The following is a 3,221-nucleotide window of genomic DNA, read 5'->3' on the forward strand; positions in this document are numbered from 1 at the left end:
TCCTTGTGGAGCGTGACCGCCCGGTAGGACTCGGGGAGCTTGATCGCCGCGAAGTCCGCCGACGTGGCGTCGGAGCTGAGGATCGCGTCGAGGATGGCCGAGATCTCGGTCATGTGGTGTTTCCCATCAAATGTTTTTCATCGGGTTCGTGCGACTGGGCTGCTTCGTCCGGACGCGGCTCCGGCCGTCCGGCTACGACCGGTGGCGGGCGAGTTCGAGCAGCAGCAGGGCGAGTCGGACGCCCGGTCGGCCGAGGCCGCTCTGGTACTCCTTCAACATCCGGTTCTCCCTGGTGAGTTCGGTACGGGGCAGGCCGGCAGCCCGGCGGAGCGCCTCGATCTCACCGACCAGCTCGGCGCGGCGCCGGATCATCCGGATGAGGGAACGGTCGAGTTCGGAGAGTTCGTCCTGCCGCTCGTCGACCCGGCTCGGCACGGTGAGTGACATGTCAGGCCCCGGCCTTCTCACGGGTGGCCGCGCGCCGCTGGGCGAGAGCCAGGGTCAGGGCGGTCAGCGCGGCGAGTGCCGCCGCGGCCAGCGACCACCAGAAGGTGACGGTGAACGCCGACATCCGGCTGTCGGCGCTGTCCCCCGCCTCGTCCAGGCCGTTCTGCAGGACGGCCACGAACACGGCCGTCGCGATCGACCCCCCGAGCCGCTGCAGCATGTTGATCTGCGGCGAGGCGTCGCTGATCTTGCGCGGGTCGACGGCCCGGAAGGCCGAGGTCATGGCCGGCATCACGGACAGTCCGGCCCCGAAGCCGGAGAGCAGCATGGCGGTGCCGATCACCGCGTACGGCGTGTCCGCCCCGACCAGGACGAACGGCACCGCCGCGGCGAGGCTCAGCGCCGCCCCGAGGAACGCGGTGCGCCCGCCGCCGAGCCGTTCGACGACCCGCCCGGACAGCCAGGTGGCCGCGGCGGCGCCCGCGCTCGACGGCAGCAGCAGCAGCCCGGTGGTGACCGGGTCCGCGCCCCGCACGCTCTGGAAGTACAGCGGCATCAGCACCATGCCCGCGTACATGCCCATGGACAGGAAGACCGTGGTGAGCGAGGCCGAACGGAAGACGGCATCGCGGTAGAGCCCGATGTCGAAGAGCGGGTGCGCCGTACGGAGGGTCCGGACGACGAACAGCACCAGCAGCACCATCCCGGCGGCGAGCACCAGCAGCGGGACGGCCGAGGCGTGCCGGCCGATCTCCCCGAACCCGTAGGTCAGGGCGACCATGCTTCCCGAGACGGCCAGGAGCCCGAGCGGGTCGAGCGGGGTCGGGTCCTGCGGTCCGTCGGGGCGCAGCAGTCGCAGGGCGCACAGCACGGCCACGGCTCCCACCGGCAGGTTGACGAGGAAGATCCATCGCCAGTCCGCGTAGTGCAGCAGGAGCCCGCCCGCGAACGGCCCGAAGACGGGTGCGAGCACGATCGGCACTCCGACGACCGACATCACGCGCGGGAGGTTCATCGGTCCGGCCGCCCTCGCGAGGATGATCTGCCCGACGGGCATGATCAGACCGCCGCCGAGGCCCTGGAGGGCCCGCAGGGCGATGAGCTGCCCGGAGGTCTGAGCGGCGGCGCACAGGAGGGAGGCAGCCGTGAAGACGACCACCGCGGCCACGTACGTGCGCTGGGCTCCGTAACGGCGCGCCGCCCAGCCGGAGACCGGGATCGCCGCGGCGACCGCGAGGAGGTAGGCCGTCACCACCCACTGGATGGTGTCGAGCGGGGCGTCGAGGCCGGACGCCAGGGCCTTGAGGGCGACATTGACGATCGTCGAGTCCAGGAAGGACATGGTCGACCCCAGGATCACCACCGTGGCGGCCTTCCACACCTCGGGGCCGAGGCCCTGACGGGGCGTCGGGTTGGATTCGGTACGTATGCTCACTGCTGGGTCGTCTTTCCCTCGGTGCTCTGCGTCGGCTGCACGGTCCGCAGCCAGTCGTCCACCGCGTTGGCGGCGGTGCCGGCGGCGGCCTCCAGCATGGTGAAGTGGTCTCCTTCGACGTCCACCGCGGTGTGCCGCAGCGGCCAGGAGGCCCGGCGCTCGCCGAGCGATTGCTCCGCCCGCACCAGCAGGGTCGGGGTCGAGATCGCTTCGGGCGTCCAGCCGTGGAAGTGCCGGAAGTAGCCGCCCATCGCGGTCAGTCGGGCGTCCGTGGTCCAGCCGTACTCCTCCTCCCGGTCGAACATGGCCTTGACCATGTCGGTGCGGAAGGCGGGATCGGCGGCCTCCCCCGGCAGGAAGGTGTCGAGCAGGACCAGCGCCGTGGCCGGGCTGCCGAGCCGTTCCAGACGGGCGGCGACGTCGTGCGCCGCCCAGCCGCCGGAGGAGTAGCCGGCCAGGGCGAACGGTGCGCCGTCGGCGCCGTGCAGCACCGCCCGGGCGATGAGTTCGACGATCGCCTCGGCGCTGTCCGGCAGTTCCTCGCCCTGGAGGTAGCCGGGCAGGGGCAGCGCGGACACCGCGCGCCGCGGTCCGAACGCTGCCGCGAAGCGGGCGTACTGGTGGGGGCTGGACATCGCCGTCAGCGAGGGCAGGCAGACCAGTGCCGGAGCCGCGGGGGCATCCGCGGGGCCCTCCGCGAGGCGGACCGGTTCCAGCAGTCGCCGGGATTCGGCCACCGACTCGGCCGAGAAGGACGGCCGCAGCTGCGAGGCCACCATCAGCAGGTCGGTCGCCTCCTTCACCTTGCCGTCGGCGCAGGCCTGCCGGTAGAGCAGGCCGATGGTGCCCGCGGGCTCCGCCGCCACCGGCACCTCCGGCACGGTCAGTTCGCCCCGGAGGTGGTCGGCCAGGAGCCGGGGCGTCGGGTGGTCGAAGACCGCCATGGCACTGAGCGTCAGTCCGGCCGCCGTGTTCAGCCGGTTGCGCAGGCGGACCGAGGTCAGCGAGTCGAAGCCCATCTCCAGGAACTTCCGGTCGGGATCGACCAGGTCGGGCCCGGCGTACCCGAGGACCGCGGCCGCGTGGGCGCGGACCAGGGCGAGCGGGTCGGTCAGGTCCGCGGCGGGAGAGGCGGCCCGGGAGCCGCGCTTCGGCGCTGCGGGCACGAGGTCGTGGAGCAGGGGCGGCAGCCCCTCCTCACGGGCCTGTGCCCGGAGGGCGGGAAGGTCGAGCCGGGCGGGCACCAGCACGGGGTGGTCGTGGGTGAGGCCCGCGTCGAAGAGCGCGAGGCCCTCCCGCGTGGACAGCGGCAGCATCCCGCCCCGCGAGATCCGCCCCA

3 protein-coding genes are annotated in these 3,221 nt (G+C 72.7%); all 3 read right to left on the reverse strand.

Annotated elements, in window-relative coordinates:
- Nucleotides 1–192: 192 nt before the first annotated feature.
- Nucleotides 193–447, reverse strand: coding sequence for a chorismate mutase (locus tag ACIG5E_RS39225; RefSeq protein ID WP_396542070.1), 255 nt, complete (start codon nucleotides 445–447; stop codon nucleotides 193–195).
- A gap of 1 nt (nucleotide 448) precedes the next feature.
- Nucleotides 449–1,882 carry a DHA2 family efflux MFS transporter permease subunit gene (locus tag ACIG5E_RS39230; RefSeq protein ID WP_396542072.1) on the reverse strand — a complete coding sequence of 478 codons (1,434 nt, stop codon included), beginning with the start codon at nucleotides 1,880–1,882 and terminating at the stop codon, nucleotides 449–451.
- Nucleotides 1,879–3,221: thioesterase domain-containing protein (locus ACIG5E_RS39235; protein WP_396542074.1), on the reverse strand; the 1,343-nt coding region annotated here is incomplete at its 5' end. The genes ACIG5E_RS39230 and ACIG5E_RS39235, both read right to left, overlap by 4 nt.

The sequence above is a fragment of the Kitasatospora sp. NPDC053057 genome, assembly GCF_044546945.1.
Taxonomy (GTDB): domain Bacteria; phylum Actinomycetota; class Actinomycetes; order Streptomycetales; family Streptomycetaceae; genus Kitasatospora.

Bases quoted from the DNA above. Each gene is read 5' to 3' on its own strand.
- ACIG5E_RS39225 (WP_396542070.1), bottom strand. From the start codon at position 447: ATGTCACTCACCGTGCCGAGCCGGGTCGACGAGCGGCAGGACGAACTC.